The sequence below is a fragment of the Methylobacterium sp. B4 genome, from assembly GCF_003201865.1.
Classification (GTDB): Bacteria; Pseudomonadota; Alphaproteobacteria; order Rhizobiales; family Beijerinckiaceae; genus Methylobacterium.
Map to the genome: position 1 here is coordinate 83,257 of NZ_QJJJ01000005.1, position 13,370 is coordinate 96,626.

General features: G+C 69.7%; 16 protein-coding genes. 10 read left to right on the forward strand and 6 right to left on the reverse strand.

Annotated elements, in window-relative coordinates:
- The first annotated feature begins 271 nt into the window (after positions 1-271).
- The 6 genes from rpmH (at position 272) to BY998_RS09220 (ending at position 4,612) form a co-directional block, all read left to right on the forward strand.
- Positions 272-406, forward strand: a complete 135-nt coding sequence (rpmH, locus tag BY998_RS09195; RefSeq protein WP_012253788.1) for a 50S ribosomal protein L34 — start codon at positions 272-274, stop codon at positions 404-406.
- 74 nt (positions 407-480) lie between these two features.
- A complete protein-coding gene (gene rnpA, locus BY998_RS09200; protein WP_110351332.1) occupies positions 481-996 on the forward strand; it encodes a ribonuclease P protein component in 516 nt (171 codons plus the stop codon).
- On the forward strand, positions 989-2,839 hold the full coding sequence (gene yidC, locus BY998_RS09205) for a membrane protein insertase YidC (protein WP_110351333.1): 1,851 nt from the start codon (positions 989-991) through the stop codon (positions 2,837-2,839). The genes rnpA and yidC overlap by 8 nt, the downstream gene beginning before the upstream one ends.
- A 122-nt stretch (positions 2,840-2,961) precedes the next feature.
- Positions 2,962-3,621, forward strand: coding sequence for a ribosome biogenesis GTP-binding protein YihA/YsxC (gene yihA / locus BY998_RS09210; protein WP_110351334.1), 660 nt, complete (start codon positions 2,962-2,964; stop codon positions 3,619-3,621).
- The gene (locus BY998_RS09215; protein ID WP_110351335.1) at positions 3,618-3,989 is read left to right on the forward strand and encodes a DUF423 domain-containing protein; all 372 of its coding nucleotides are present in this window, start codon (positions 3,618-3,620) and stop codon (positions 3,987-3,989) included. Before yihA ends, BY998_RS09215 begins: the two co-directional genes overlap by 4 nt.
- 35 nt (positions 3,990-4,024) lie before the next feature.
- Complete coding sequence (locus BY998_RS09220) at positions 4,025-4,612, forward strand: hypothetical protein (RefSeq protein WP_110351336.1); 588 nt, start codon at positions 4,025-4,027, stop codon at positions 4,610-4,612.
- A 9-nt stretch (positions 4,613-4,621) separates the two neighbouring features.
- Here the strand turns inward: BY998_RS09220 and BY998_RS09225 are convergent, their stop codons facing one another.
- Both BY998_RS09225 and BY998_RS09230 read right to left on the reverse strand, forming a co-directional pair.
- Positions 4,622-6,061, reverse strand: coding sequence for a TIGR00366 family protein (locus BY998_RS09225; protein ID WP_110351337.1), 1,440 nt, complete (start codon positions 6,059-6,061; stop codon positions 4,622-4,624).
- 144 nt (positions 6,062-6,205) lie between these two features.
- A complete protein-coding gene (locus BY998_RS09230; RefSeq protein ID WP_110351338.1) occupies positions 6,206-6,883 on the reverse strand; it encodes a metallophosphoesterase family protein in 678 nt (225 codons plus the stop codon).
- 126 nt (positions 6,884-7,009) lie between these two features.
- Between BY998_RS09230 and BY998_RS24285 the strand changes: the two genes are divergently transcribed.
- Entirely contained in the window at positions 7,010-7,147 is a 138-nt protein-coding gene (locus BY998_RS24285) for a hypothetical protein (RefSeq protein WP_181425468.1), read from the forward strand.
- An 86-nt stretch (positions 7,148-7,233) separates the two neighbouring features.
- Here the strand turns inward: BY998_RS24285 and clpB are convergent, their stop codons facing one another.
- The gene (gene clpB / locus BY998_RS09235; protein ID WP_110351339.1) at positions 7,234-9,858 is read right to left on the reverse strand and encodes an ATP-dependent chaperone ClpB; all 2,625 of its coding nucleotides are present in this window, start codon (positions 9,856-9,858) and stop codon (positions 7,234-7,236) included.
- 309 nt (positions 9,859-10,167) lie between these two features.
- Here clpB and BY998_RS09240 point away from each other — a divergent pair, with 309 nt between their 5' ends.
- A complete protein-coding gene (locus BY998_RS09240) occupies positions 10,168-10,518 on the forward strand; it encodes a glutathione binding-like protein (RefSeq protein WP_110351340.1) in 351 nt (116 codons plus the stop codon).
- Positions 10,519-10,531: 13 nt separating this feature from the next.
- Here the strand turns inward: BY998_RS09240 and BY998_RS09245 are convergent, their stop codons facing one another.
- Both BY998_RS09245 and BY998_RS09250 read right to left on the reverse strand, forming a co-directional pair.
- Positions 10,532-11,140 carry a flavin reductase family protein gene (locus BY998_RS09245; RefSeq protein ID WP_110351341.1) on the reverse strand — a complete coding sequence of 203 codons (609 nt, stop codon included), beginning with the start codon at positions 11,138-11,140 and terminating at the stop codon, positions 10,532-10,534.
- A gap of 8 nt (positions 11,141-11,148) precedes the next feature.
- On the reverse strand, positions 11,149-11,727 hold the full coding sequence (locus BY998_RS09250; protein WP_110351342.1) for a nitroreductase: 579 nt from the start codon (positions 11,725-11,727) through the stop codon (positions 11,149-11,151).
- Positions 11,728-11,841: 114 nt separating this feature from the next.
- Here BY998_RS09250 and BY998_RS09255 point away from each other — a divergent pair, with 114 nt between their 5' ends.
- Positions 11,842-12,759 (forward strand): hypothetical protein, encoded by a 918-nt coding sequence (locus tag BY998_RS09255; RefSeq protein ID WP_110351343.1) that lies wholly within the window; start codon positions 11,842-11,844, stop codon positions 12,757-12,759.
- A gap of 4 nt (positions 12,760-12,763) precedes the next feature.
- Positions 12,764-13,156 carry a hypothetical protein gene (locus tag BY998_RS09260; protein ID WP_110351344.1) on the forward strand — a complete coding sequence of 131 codons (393 nt, stop codon included), beginning with the start codon at positions 12,764-12,766 and terminating at the stop codon, positions 13,154-13,156.
- 16 nt (positions 13,157-13,172) lie between these two features.
- Here the strand turns inward: BY998_RS09260 and BY998_RS25040 are convergent, their stop codons facing one another.
- Complete coding sequence (locus BY998_RS25040; RefSeq protein ID WP_280952896.1) at positions 13,173-13,304, reverse strand: hypothetical protein; 132 nt, start codon at positions 13,302-13,304, stop codon at positions 13,173-13,175.
- Positions 13,305-13,370 lie beyond the last annotated feature (66 nt).

The window sequence follows — 13,370 nt, forward strand, 5'->3', positions numbered from 1 at the left end:
ATCCCACTCAGGATCCAGACAATCTGGATGTCCCTCTTCGTAGACCGGAAAGGTTAACGCGACCTTAAGCGCGAAGCGGCCGGCGGGCCCGCACCGCGGTCCCGTCATTGACTTGCGGCGCCCCCTCCGCCATAAGCCGCGCCACTGCGAAGCGGCGCCCGGTTCCGGGCGCCCTTCGTGTTTGCAGATCCCATTTCGAGGCTCACGCCACGGTCCGCGCGCTGATTGCAAGCGCCGCCGGGTTCGACACCTCGACCGCCGGAGACCGACCATGAAGAGAACCTACCAGCCCAGCAAGCTCGTCCGGAAGCGCCGTCACGGCTTCCGCGCCCGCATGGCCACCGCCGGCGGCCGCAAGGTCATCGCCGCCCGCCGCGCGCACGGCCGCAAGCGCCTCTCGGCCTGACGCCATCGTCCGGCGCCGTGATCCACGGCGCCGTGTCCGAACCTGCACGCCCGCGGATCGGGATCGGAGCGCCCGTGTCGACGATCCGACGTCTCCGGCGGCGCCCGGACTTCCTGGCAGCCGCCCAGGGCCGGCGCTTCCACACGGAACGCATGAGCGCCCAGGGGCGCCTGCGCGATCCTGCCGAGATGCGCGACGGCGCGCCGGCCGAGGGCCTCTTCCTCGGCTTCACCATCACCAAGCGCGTGGGGCATGCGACCGAACGCAACCGGATTCGGCGACGCCTGCGCAGCGCCGTGCAGGCTGCGGCCACGGACGCCCCCGCCATCGGAGCCGATGTCGTCGTGATCGCCCGGCGGCCCGCCCTCGACGCCCCTTTCGACAGCCTCGTCGAGGATCTGCGCCGCGCGTTCCACACGGTGACGCGTCCGGCAAAGCCGCGCTCCGGCGACCCCGCTTCACGAAGCGCCAAGCCGCCCTCCGCCCACCCGCGACGCGGCGGCTCCCGCTCCGGCCGCGGCGCGGCTGCCGGCCCCTCCTCCACCCTTCCCCCCACTTCGAAGGCGCCTGACGGATCGACCGATGGGTAACGACAAGACGAACATGTTCGTCGCCATCGCCTTGTCTCTGGTGGTCCTGCTCGGCTGGCATTACTTCGTCACCGGACCGGCCAGCGAGCGGCAGCGGCAGGCGACGGCGCAGAGCCAAGCCTCACAGCCCGGCGCACCGGCCACGGCGGACGGCATCCCCACGCCGAGCCCCCGCGAGGGCAGCCCCAACGCGCCCGTGCCCGGCACCGTGCCGGGGACCGTCGCGCAGGGCCCCGTTTCCCGCGAGGAGGCGCTGGCTCGCTCCGCCCGGGTGCGGCTCGACACGCCCGCGCTCTATGGCTCGATCGCGCTCAAGGGCGCGCGCATCGACGACGTGAGCCTCAAGAACTACCACGAGACCGTCAGCGACGAGAGCCCGCGCATCGTGCTGCTCTCGCCCACCGGCAGCACCAACCCGTACTACGCCGAGTTCGGCTGGGTCGGCGCCAATGCCGGTCCGCTGCCCAACGGCGACACGATCTGGAAGGCCGACGGCGACCTGCTCGCCCCCGGCAAGCCGCTGACGCTCAGCTGGGACAACGGCCAGGGCCTCGTCTTCAAGCGCATCATCGCGGTCGACGACAAGTTCATGTTCACGGTCCGCGACGAGGTCGAGAACGCCTCGGCCAACGCGGTGACGCTCTATCCCTACAGCCTCGTCTCCCGCTGGGGTAAGCCGCAGACCCAGGGCTACTTCGTGCTGCACGAGGGCCTGATCGGCGTGCTCGGCGGCGACGGCCTGCAGGAATACACCTACGACAAGATCGCCAAGGAGCCGGCCTACGGCGGCGCGGCCACGCAGGGCAAGGCGTGGACGAACGTGACCGGCGGCTGGGTCGGCATCACCGACAAGTACTGGGCCGCGGCGGCGATTCCCGAACAGGACAAGCCCTTCACCGGCGCCTTCACCGAGCGCACCGACGGCGCCACCAAGGTCTACCAGACCAGCGTGCGGGGCGATGCCATCTCGGTCGCGCCGAACGCCTCATCGGTCACGACCCAGCGCCTGTTCGCCGGTGCCAAGGAGGTCAACCAGATCAACGCCTACGAGCGCGAGCTAGGTATCAAGCAGTTCGATCTGATGATCGACTGGGGCTGGTTCTGGTTCCTCACCAAGCCGATGTTCCGGGCCCTGGACTTCTTCTTCCACCTCGCCGGCAATTTCGGTGTCTCGATCCTGCTCGTGACGCTGATCCTGAAAATCTTCTTCCTGCCGATCGCCAACCGCTCCTACGTCTCCATGGCCAAGATGAAGGCCGTGCAGCCCGAGATGACCTCCATCCGGGAGCGGTACAAGGACGATAAGGTGAAGCAGCAACAGGCGATGATGGAGCTGTACAAGAAGGAGAAGATCAACCCGGTGGCCGGTTGCTGGCCGGTGCTGATCCAGATCCCCGTCTTCTTCGCGCTCTACAAGGTCCTGTTCATCACCATCGAGATGCGGCATGCGCCGTTCTTCGGCTGGATCCAAGACCTCGCCGCGCCCGATCCGACCAGCATCCTGAACCTGTTCGGCCTGCTGCCCTTCGCGGCGCCCGACTTCGTCCACCTGGGCGTGTGGCCGATCATCATGGGCATCACGATGTTCGTGCAGATGAAGATGAACCCCGCGCCGCCGGACCCGGTCCAGGCGCAGGTCTTCGCCTTCATGCCGCTGGTGTTCACCTTCATGCTCGGCTCGTTCCCGGCCGGCCTCGTGATCTACTGGGCCTGGAACAACACCCTCTCGGTGATCCAGCAATACATCATCATGCGCCGTAACGGCGTGAAGGTGGAGTTGTGGGACAACCTCAGGGGGCTGTTCAAACGCGGCGACAAGAAAGCCGCGGCCACCAAGAGCTGAGCCGCGGCGACATCCTTCCATCCCTCGGATCCCGGGCATGCCCGGGATCCGCTGCATTCCGGCCCGGGCCGCGCCCGCCCGGTTTCATCGGGGCGGCATCGGCGGGCGAGGCGAAATCCGTGATGACCGAAGCCGAGACCGACACCCCCACCCCCGAATTGCTGGAAGCCGGGCGCCTGCTCTTCGCGGGCGAGGCCGAGTTCACCTCCGCCGCGCCGGCACTCGGCGCCCTGCCGCCGATGGAGGGGGTCGAGATCGCCTTCGCCGGACGGTCCAACGTCGGCAAGTCGAGCCTCGTCAACGCGCTGACCGGCCGCAACACCCTGGCGCGCACCTCGCACACGCCGGGACGGACCCAGCAGCTCAACTTCTTCCGCATCGGCGGCCGCCTGATGCTCGTCGACATGCCGGGCTACGGCTATGCGGCGGTCGAGAAGGCGAAGGTCGAGGCCTGGACTCAGCTGATCCACGCCTACCTCAAGGGCCGATCGAACCTTGCGCGGGTCTACGTGCTGATCGATTCCCGCCACGGCCTGAAATCGATCGACACCGATCTGCTGGACGGGCTCGACAAGGCGGCGGTCTCCTACCAGATCGTGCTGACCAAAGGCGACGCGCTCAAGAAGGCCGAAATCGACAAGCGCATCGCGGGCATCCAGGCGGCACTCGCCAAGCGCCCGGCGGCCTACCCGGAAGTGCTGCTGACCTCAAGCCGCGACGACCGCGGCGTGGCGGAGTTGCGGGCCAGCATCGCCCGGCTGCTGCAGGATCGTGGCGCGTGAGCGGGCTCGACCGCATCCTCGCCGCCCTGGCTGCCCTGGCCGGCGGGCTCGGCGTCGCGGCGAGCGCGGCTGCCGCGCATACCAGCGGCGGCGAGACGCTGAAGACCGCCGCGCAGTTCCTGCTGTTCCATGCCCCCGCCATCCTCGCCCTGACGGGCCTTGCCGCCACCGGCCTGACCCGCGGCGTCCTCACCCGCCTCGCGGCGGCGGCACTTCTGATCGGCCTCGTCCTGTTCTCCGGCGATCTCGCCCTGCGGGCGCTGACGGGGACGCCGCTCTATCCCATGGCGGCACCGAGCGGCGGCGTGGTGCTGATGGCCGGCTGGCTGCTCGCGGCGATCGCGGTGCTGATCCCGACGCGGCGCTGACCCCTCGCTCCGGCCAAACCTTGCGGGAGGGACGCGTGCTCCGATCCTGGCTTTTGCTCGCCGCCTGCCTCGCGGCTCTCCCCGCCCACTCCGCGGAGATTGAGGAGAACGAGCCGTTGGTGATGCGGCTGATCTTCGAGGATTGCCTCGGCTACATCCGCCACGGCCGCACCCCGTTCGAAGGACTTGCGACGCGGCCCGCCTCGCGGGAGGCGATCGATCAGCTTCCGCGTCGCGCACCCGACCGCGAGAAGGCGGTCGAGCTGTTGTCCCCGCGCTACGTCGCCTCGTGGGGGCGCGATGCCGACGGCCGGCATTGCCTCATCTTCACCGTCTGGTCGGGCCTGCGCGTCGGCCTGCCTATGCGGCTCGGCGTGCGGGCGAAGGATTTCCTCGGGCGCGTCACCGAGAAGGCGCGGGCCGCGGGCCTCAACGAGGCCCTTCCGGCCGATGCGTTCTCACCCCTCGCCACGAGCCTCTGGTCGGAGACGAGCACCGGCCATGACAGCGGTCCTCTGCGTCCCGTCAGCTTCACGATCCTCCCCACCGGCGGCGACGAGGTGGGCGGCCTGATGGATGCCGGCCTCATCGCGATGGGCGGCCCGCCCCAGGGCCGCCCGTAGGCGCGAGCCTCAGCCGGGGATCACCGGCGGGTGGTATTCCAGCGTGAAGGCCAGCGCCCAGAGCAGGAACAGCACCACCGGCAGGTGGACGATGAGCTGGAGGAAGCTGAAGCCGACGATGTCGCGCGCCTTCAGCCCAAGGATGCCGAGCAGCGGCAGCATGAAGAACGGGTTGATCAGGTTCGGCAGCGCCTCGGCCGCATTGTAGACCTGCACCGCCCAACCGAGATGCACCTTCAGCTCGTTGGCCGCCTGCATCACGTAAGGCGCCTCCAGCAGCCACTTGCCGCCGCCCGAGGGGATGAAGAAGCCGAGCAGGGCCGAGTAGACACCCATGGCGAGCGGGAAGCTGCCTTGCGTGTTCAGCGCCACGAAGGCGTGGGCGATCACGTCCGACAGGCTGTGGCCGGCGGCGTTCTTGGCCCCCGTCAGGATCGCGGCGATGGCGGCGTAGAACGGGAACTGGATCAGGATGCCGGCGGTGGCGGGTACGGCCTTGCCGAGGGCGACGAGGAAGCGCTTAGGCCGCCAGTGCAGCACGAGGCCCACCATCAGGAACAGGAAGTTGTAGGTGTTGAGGCTGGAGATCGCGATCATCCAGTCCTGGCGCGCGAATTCCTGGATCAGCCAGCCGGCCGCCAGCAGGCCGATCAGAACGGTCAGGACGGGGGCGTGCTCCAGCCACTCGCCGGGCTGCTTGGGCGGCGGCAGGCTGGTGTCCTCCTTCGACACGTCGACGCCGAGATCCTGGGCCGTCACCGCGGTGTCGCGCCCCGGCGCGGAGGCGACCGCGATCACCGCCGAGAGCACGACGAGGATCGCGGTGATCAGCATGGACTGCCAGAGGAAGATCGTCTCGCTGAACGGGATCACGCCGGTGATCTGCAGCAGACCCGGCGGCAGGCTCTTCGGGTTCGCCTGAAGCTGCGCGGCGGAGGAGGACAACCCCATCGCCCAGGTCGCCCCGAGCCCGAGATAGGCCGCCGCACCGGCCGCGCGGTAATCCATCCGCAACTCGGGTCGGCGGGCCAGCGCCCGGGCGAGCAGGCCGCCGAAGATCAGGCTGAGGCCCCAGCTCAGGAGCGAGGAGAGCATGGTGGCCAGCGCCACGTAGCCGATGGCGCCGCGCCCGGTCTTGGGTACCAGCGCCATCCGGTCGATCAGCGCCTGAACCGGTGCGGAGGTCGCCACCACGTAGCCGCCGATGGTGACGAAGACCATCTGCATGGTGAAGGGGATCAGGCTCCAGAAGCCGTCACCGAAGCTCTTGGTCACCGCCTGGACCGGTGCCCCGTTGAGCAGCGCGGCGCCCGCCACGATCACGACGGCAATGGCCACGAACACGAAGGCGTCCGGGAACCACTTCTCCGCCCAGTCGGTGAAGCGGAGCGCGAGGCGGGCGAGCGCCCTCTCCTCGGTGCGGGCGCGGGGCTCTGCGGGCGCATCCATGGACGTCGTCTCCTGATCCGCGGCGCGGCCGGCCGCGGTTGCCCTTCGTTAGAGAGGCAGCCGCGGCCCAGTTCAAGGATGTCCGGTTACGAAAGCTCGGCGCTCACAGAAATCGAGGTCGACCGGCTCCCTGGGCGCGACGTGTCAGGTCTGCGCCTGAACCCGCAGAAACTCGACGGCTGGACCCTCCGCATCCGAAAAGACGCCCGCGGTGAGCGCGTTGCCGTAGACCGCGCCGGTATCGAGGTTGGTGCGGAAGCGCCGGCAATCCGGCCCGCCGCGGGTCTGCGGGGTGTGGCCGTGGACGACGTGACGGCCGAAATCGTGGTCGGTGGAGAGGAACGGCTCGCGGATCCAGAGATGCGTCTCGTGGTCCGGGTCGGGGATCTCGGCTTCGGGCCGGAAGCCGGCATGGACGAACCAGCGCCGCGCGTCCTCGTGCAGGGTCGGCAGCGCCTCGATCCAGTCCAGCACGTCGCCGGGAATCTCCTCGGGGCCGGCGGCATCGTAGGAGGCGAGCGTTTCGGTGCCGCCGTTCATCAGCCAGTGATCGAGGGCGCCGGGCTCTTGCAGCGTCTTGAGCAGCATCGCCTCGTGGTTGCCCATCAGGCAGACCACGCCCTCCGGCTCGCGCCATTGCAGGCGGCGCAGGGTCTCGATCACCCGCGCGCTGTCGGGTCCGCGGTCGATGTAGTCGCCGAGGAAGACGAGTTTTTTCGCGCGGTCCCCCACATGGGCCTCGATGCGCTCTAGCAAGCGGTCGAGCAGGTCGGCGCAGCCGTGGATGTCGCCGATGGCGTAGGTGATCGTCTCGGCGGTCATCCGCTCGTTGTCGATGGGAAATCGCTGCAACGCAAGACGAGGGCGTCCCGGGCCGATTCGTCAGGGGCGGAACACGTTCGCTAAAGGCATTCGAGGAGCGCCTTCTGACGCCGGAGCCACGCGGTGATGAGCGCCGCCTCACCGGCGATCGACCGCAACGCGGTCGGATCTCCGGCCGAGCGCGCCTGGGCCGATACGGTCGCACTCCGGAGCGTGAGCGCAACAGCGATCCGCCGCATCGAGAACTCTTCCCCGACGCGCTGACGGGGCGCTTCAGAATCTATCGGAGCGGCCCCGGGCCGAGGCTGCCCCGGCGCGGTCTCCCGCGCCGGGGCCCGTCATTGAACGGATCAGTTCAGCAGCACCCCCGCCGGCCGGCGCTCGGCGGCGACGTCGCCGATCATCAGTCCGGCCGGGCCGACGCGCACCGGCACCGTCTCGCCGTCGTGGATCATGCCCGAGAGCAGCGCCTCGGCCAGAGGGTCCTGCACGTTCTTCTGGATCACCCGCTTGAGCGGCCGCGCGCCGTAGGCCGGATCGTAGCCCTTGTCGGCGAGCCAGGTGCGGGCCTCGTCGTCCACGTCGAGCGCGATCTTGCGATCCTCCAAAAGCTTGGCGAGACGTCCGAGCTGGATATCGACGATCGCTCCCATCTCGGAGCGCGCGAGGCGGTGGAACAGGATGATCTCGTCGATCCGGTTCAGGAACTCGGGCCGGAAGTGGCCCCGCACCACCCCCATCACCTCGTCCCGGACGGCGTCCGTATCCTGGCCCGCAGGCTGGTTCACCAAGTACTCCGAGCCAAGGTTCGAGGTCATGATGAGCAGCGTGTTGCGGAAGTCGACCGTGCGGCCCTGCCCGTCCGTCAGGCGCCCGTCGTCGAGCACCTGCAGGAGGACGTTGAACACGTCCGGATGCGCCTTCTCGACCTCGTCGAACAGCACGACCTGATAGGGCCGGCGCCGCACGGCCTCGGTGAGCGCACCACCCTCCTCGTAGCCGACATAGCCCGGAGGCGCGCCGATGAGGCGGGCGACCGCGTGCTTCTCCATGTACTCGGACATGTCGATGCGCACGAGCGCCGTGTCGTCGTCGAACAGGAAGCCGGCCAGCGCCTTGGTCAACTCGGTCTTGCCGACGCCCGTCGGTCCGAGGAACATGAACGAGCCGATCGGCCGGTTCGGATCCTGCAGGCCGGCCCGCGCCCGGCGGACCGCGGTCGAGACCGCCTCCACCGCCTCGCGCTGGCCGACGACGCGCTTGGCCAGAGCCTCTTCCATGGCCAGCAGCTTCTCGCGCTCGCCCTCCAGCATCTTGTCGACGGGCACGCCGGTCCAGCGCGAGACGACGCCCGCGATGTGGGCCGGCGTCACCGCCTCCTCGACCATGCCGTCGCGGGCGATCGCGGATTCCGCCTTGGCCTCGATCTCGGCGAGCTGTTTCTCCAGCCCCGGGATGATGCCGTAGGCGAGCTCGCCGGCCCGCTGATACTGGCCCTGGCGCTGGGCCGAGGCGAGATCGTTGCGCGCCTCGTCGAGCCGCTTCTTCAGCTCGGCGGCGGCGCCCAGCTTGTCCTTCTCGGCCTTCCAGCGCGCGGTGATGGTGGCGGACTGCTCCTCGAGGTCGGCGAGTTCCTTCTCCAGGCGCTGGAGCCGGTCGCGGGAGGCGGCATCCGTCTCCTTCTTCAGCGCCTCGCCCTCGATCTTCAGTCGCACGATCTCACGGTCGACGTTGTCGAGCTCCTCGGGCTTCGAATCGACCTGCATGCGCAGGCGGGAGCCCGCCTCGTCCACGAGGTCGATCGCCTTGTCGGGCAGGAAGCGGTCGGTGATGTAGCGGTTCGACAGCGTGGCGGCCGCGACCAGGGCGGAATCCTGGATGCGCACGCCGTGATGCTGCTCGTACTTCTCCTTGATGCCGCGCAGGATCGAGACCGTGTCCGCGACGGTGGGCTCGGACACGAAGACCGGCTGGAAACGCCGGGCCAGCGCGGCGTCCTTCTCGACATGCTTGCGGTACTCGTCGAGCGTGGTCGCACCGACGCAGTGCAGCTCGCCCCGCGCCAGCGCGGGCTTCAGGAGGTTGGAGGCGTCCATCGCCCCATCCGCCTTGCCGGCGCCGACCAGCGTGTGCATCTCGTCGATGAACAGGATGATCTGCCCTTCCGCGGCGGTGACCTCGGAGAGCACGCCCTTCAGCCGCTCCTCGAACTCGCCGCGATACTTCGCGCCCGCGATCAGCGCGCCCATGTCCAGCGCCAGCAGGCTCTTCTCCTTCAAGGACTCCGGCACGTCGCCGTTGACGATGCGCAGTGCCAGCCCCTCGACGATGGCCGTCTTGCCGACGCCGGGCTCGCCGATCAGCACGGGATTGTTCTTGGTGCGCCGCGACAGCACCTGGATGGTGCGACGGATTTCCTCGTCGCGGCCGATCACCGGATCGAGCTTGCCGTCGCGGGCCGCCTCGGTGAGGTCGCGGGCGTATTTCTTGAGCGCGTCGTAAGCGTTCTCGGCGCTCGCGTTGTCGGCGGTGCGGCCCTTGCGCAGCGCGTTGATCGCCGCGTTGAGCGAAGCCGCGGTCACACCCGCCGCCGTCAGGATACGTCCGGCCTCGGTGTCCTTCTCGACGGTGAAGGCGAGAAGCAGGCGCTCGACGGTGACGTAGGAATCGCCCGCCTTCTCGGCGGCCTGCTCGGCAGTATCGAACAGGCGCACGAGTTCGCGCGTCGCCTGGGGCTGCGCGGAATTGCCGGACACCTTCGGCTGCTTGGCGAGCCACTGCTCGACCTGCGCATGGGCGACCCGCGACTGGCCGCCGGCGCGGTCGATCAGACCGGCGCAGAGCCCTTCGGGATCGTCGAGCAGGACCTTGAGGAGATGGCCGGGCGCGAGCTGCGGATGGCCCTCGCGGACGGCGAGATTCTGCGCGGCCTGGACGAAGCCCCGGGCACGCTCGGTGTATTTCTCGAAATTCATGCGGTTTGCCCTTCCCCGGATCGGAGGGTTCCCCGCCCGCTTCCGCGGCACGGAGCTTCCGATGCGTTGCCCCGCGGGGTCGGCCCCGCCGGGACACCGACGCAGTCTTGAAAGCCGTCGGCAGGACTGATCTGGTGTTGCAACCGCGTAACACAAGAGGGATCGGCGGCCGTCGGAGAGGCAAATCGGGCCGCCGCCAGCGCCCTGAAAACGTTGCGAGGGCACAACCTCAAAGATTGCAGCGATGTATGGCCTTGCGCGGTCCGGTTGCGCGGTCAAAATCTCCCGCTTCGCCGATGAGGCCCGCACATGCTGACCGTCCACGGGGACCGCAAAGCCGGCAACTGCCTGAAGGTGGCCTGGGTCGCGGCGCATCTCGGGATCGCTCTCGAATGGCGCGCGATCGACATCCTGAACGGGGAGACGCGCACCCCGAACTTTCTTGCCCTCAACCCGGACGGGCGGGTGCCGACCCTGGTGCTGGAGGAGGGCTCAATCGAGGACCGGCCCTTCCTCGTCGGCGCGAGCCTGAGCCTCGCCGACGTGGCGCTCGTGGCCTATACCCGCCTCGCCCACGAGGGCGGCTTCGATCTCGCGCCCTACCCGGCCCTGCGGGCCTGGATCCCCCGCGTCGAGGCGGCGCTCGGCATCACGGACTGACGCGCTCGCGCGCTCAGCCACCCCCCTTCGGCCGCCGCAACTCGAACCGGTTCTCGGACTCGGCGGTGAAGTAGTCGAAATAGCCGCCGCGCAGGATCGGGCGCATGGCGCCCGTATCGACCCGGCCATCGGCGACGAAGCGGTCGTCGATGTAGATCGAGACCACCTGCCCGATCACCATGAAGTTCGAGGGCTCGCCGCCGCCGAGCGGCACCAGCGGCACGGTCTGAAGCCACCTGCACTCGATCGCCGCGGGTGACTCGGCGACCCGCGGCGGGCGCACGCGGTGCGAGGGCGCGGGCGTCAACCCGGCGAAGTCGAACTCGCTCGCGCCCCGCTCCAGCGGCGCCGAGGTGGCGTTGACCGCCTCGCGCAGATCGAAGGTCGCGAGACTGCACACGAACTCCCCGCCCTCCTCCGCGAACGCCATCGCGTCCTTGCGGCCGGAGGAGGAGAACATCACCATGTCCGGCTCGCCGCCCACGGCGTTGAAGAACGAGTAGGGCGCGAGGTTTACGCGACCCGCCCGGTCCATGGCGCTGATCCAACCGATCGGCCGCGGGGCGACGATGGCCTTGAACGGGTTGTGGGGCAGGCTCGGACGGGCGGCCTCGTAATGCATGGAAGTCTCTAGAGCCGGGTGACGATCTGGTCGAGGTCCGGCCGCGGCCGGTCGGAGGGCACCTCCCGCGGCCGGCCGATATGGATGAAGCCGGCGATCCGCTCGGCCGGGTCGAGACCGAGGGCGTCGAGCACCCGGCGATCGTAAGCGAACCACTCGGTCAGCCACGCGCTCGCGTAGCCGGCGGCGTTGGCCGCCACCACGAGGTTCATGCAGACCGCGCCCGCCGAGAGCACCTGCTCCCATTCCGGGATCTTGGCATGCGGGCCGGCGCGGGAGACGACGGCGACGACGAGCGGCGCGTGGCTCAGACGTTGGCGCTCCTGGGCGCGACGCTTCTCGTCGGCCTCGGGGAAGTCTGCGGAAAACGTCGCCTCGATCAGGGCACCGACCCGCCCGCGGGCCTCGCCCTCGATGACGAGGAAGCGCCAGGGTGCGAGCTTGCCGTGATCGGGCACCCGGGCGGCGATCGCGAGCCAGCCGTCGAGTTCTTCCACCGAGGGGCCGGGGTCCGACAGCAGCATCGGCGGCACCGAGCGGCGGCGGCGCAGCAGGTCGAGCGTGGCGGCGTCTCGTATCTCGGTCATGGACAATCCGCGTGGAGGGGCCGAAGCTGGAACACCCACCGCCATGCCGCCGCCACGGTCGGGTTTCAAGAGCGCGGACGCGCCGACAGGGCGGACGGTGAGGGTCGAGGGACGATGGGACGCGGGTCCGGGGGCTGCAAGGCTGTTCTTTGGGCTCTCCTCGGGGCTCTCCTCGCCGCCCTGCCCGCCCGGGCGCAGCCGCAGAGCCCGTTCGGGCCGGGGCTGCCCTCGCCGGGCATCACCGGGCCGATGCTGCCGCCGCCGGCCGCGGAAGGCGAGGCGGATCTGGCGCTCTCTGCGGTGTTCGCGGGCTCGAACGGGCCGATCCGCTCCGGGCTCAGCTGGCGCATCTACGAGGATCGCGGCGAGGCCGGCCGGCCGGTGATCGTGGCCCGCTCGAACGAGGCCGCGCCCAGCTTCAAGCTCGCGGCCGGCGCCTACCTCGCCACCGTCACCTACGGCTACGCCAGCGCCTCGAAGCGGATTACGATGTCGGGCCGGGCCGCCGCGGATCAACTCCGTGTGGCGGCGGGCGCCCTCCGGCTGTCGGGTGCGGTCGGCGACCAGAAGATTCCGGCCAACCAGCTCGCCTTCTCCGTCTTCGTGCCCATCGGCACCAATTCGGAAGGCCGCCTCGTGCGCAGCGCCATCAAGGCCGGCGAGGTGGTGCGCCTGCCGGAGGGCACCTACCACGTGGTGTCGAGCTACGGCGATTCGAACGCGATCCAGCGCGCCGACCTCCGGGTCGAGAACGGCAAGGTCACCGAGGCGACGATGAACCACCGGGCCGCCACGGTGACCCTGAAGCTCGTTGCCGCGCCGGGCACGGAAGCCTTCGCCGGCACCGCCTTCAGCGTGCTGACGCCGGGCGGCGACACGATCCGCGAGGCGATCGGCGCCTTTCCGTCCGTCACGCTCGCGGAGGGCGATTACGTGCTGATCGCCCGCCACGACGGGCAGGTCTTCACCCGCGAGTTCAAGGTGGAGAGCGGCATGGACCACGATGTCGAGGTCGTGGCGAAGGGAAGCTGATCCGATGCGTCCGCACCAGGCCGCCCTGGCGGCCCTCCTGATCCTGTCCGGCGCTGGCGCCGCGGGCGCCCAGACCGTCGTCGACGGCTCGGATGCAGCGGTTGGAGCAGATGCGGCGTCGACGGCGCTGAGCCTGATCGGGAAGCAGATGGGCGACCCGGACGCCCGGGTCGCCGGCCTGCGGATCGGCCGGGCCGGGGCGCTGTGCGGCACGGTGGATGTCCGCAACCGCATGGGCGCCTATACCGGCCCTCGACCCTTCGTCGCCGTTATCCCGGAAAACTTCCTCGGGCGGCTGCCGGAGGGACCGGAGCTGCGCAGCCCGGGCAGCCCGACGGCGTTCCGCGCCATGGAGCGCGCCAAAGCGCTGTTCGAGGCGAACTGCACCGCCGGCTGAGCCGCGCGGCCCGCTCTCAGGCGAACGGCACGATCAGCGGCAGGGCGAGAGCCAGCCCGCCCAGCAGCACGACGGCGTCGCGGATGCGCCGCTCGATCCACGCCCTCGTCCCGGGGCTGTGCGCGGTGATGTCTTCGGTCAAGCTCATAGCGGCCTCCTGTGCTGCGATGGCCTGGATATGCGAGCCATTCGCCTTTCCCGACAGGGACGGTTG